The sequence below is a fragment of the Protofrankia sp. Cr1 genome (assembly GCF_963555865.1).
In the GTDB taxonomy this organism is placed as follows: Bacteria; Actinomycetota; Actinomycetes; order Frankiales; family Frankiaceae; genus Protofrankia.
Genome location: NZ_CAUVXO010000179.1, coordinates 9,755 through 10,392 on the forward strand (window position 1 = coordinate 9,755; position 638 = coordinate 10,392).

Below are 638 nucleotides of genomic sequence, written 5' to 3' on the forward strand. Positions count from 1 at the left end.
ACCTGAGCAGGGGCCTGACCTGCTGGTTCACTCGGAAGAGTGGATCACCGGGTCGGGCCTCTGAGTCGTCTCAGGGTGATCAAATAGGCCATGGTTGGCCCATGGTTAGCCCCAACGGGAATGATGTTGAAAATCGGTCCTAGTTGACCTTGGTCTAGCGGGGCGCGACCGTCGCCGCCCTCAGCCAACTTCTCGCCTGTGGCGATGCCTGGCGCGAGGTCCTGAGGGAGCGTCGGGCGCGGGTGCCGGTCTCTTCGGAGACCGAACAAAGCGTGGGAGGCTACGCCGCGCTCATGATCGACTGGGTGACCTCCCGGTCGGGGCCGCTGTTGGGGTACACGGTGGCGCTGGAGATGGCCTCGCCGTAGCGGCGCCGCTCGCCGTAGTTCGGGATCCGGGCGGTGTTCGCGTCATCCTGGACCGCGGCCCGGTCGAAGTTGTCGATCCGGCTCCAGGCCGGCAGGGTGGCGAGTTCCTCGCGGTGCCCGGCCAGGTGTTCGCCCACCAACTTGTCGCCGTCCCTTTCGAGGAGCGGGCGAGCAGCTCGGCCATCCGGGGCCGCGACCGGCGCTGCCAGATCAGTGGGCTGATCCCGGCCAACACGACTTGCAGCCGGTAGACTACCGGCAGTACTGAGG

The 638-nt window shown here is 67.1% G+C and carries 1 protein-coding gene; it reads right to left on the reverse strand.

From position 1 onward, the window contains the following. Positions 1–280 precede the first annotated feature (280 nt). Positions 281–638, reverse strand: a 358-nt coding sequence (locus tag U9980_RS15060) for a hypothetical protein (RefSeq protein ID WP_322768483.1), incomplete at its 5' end; no start/stop codon positions are given.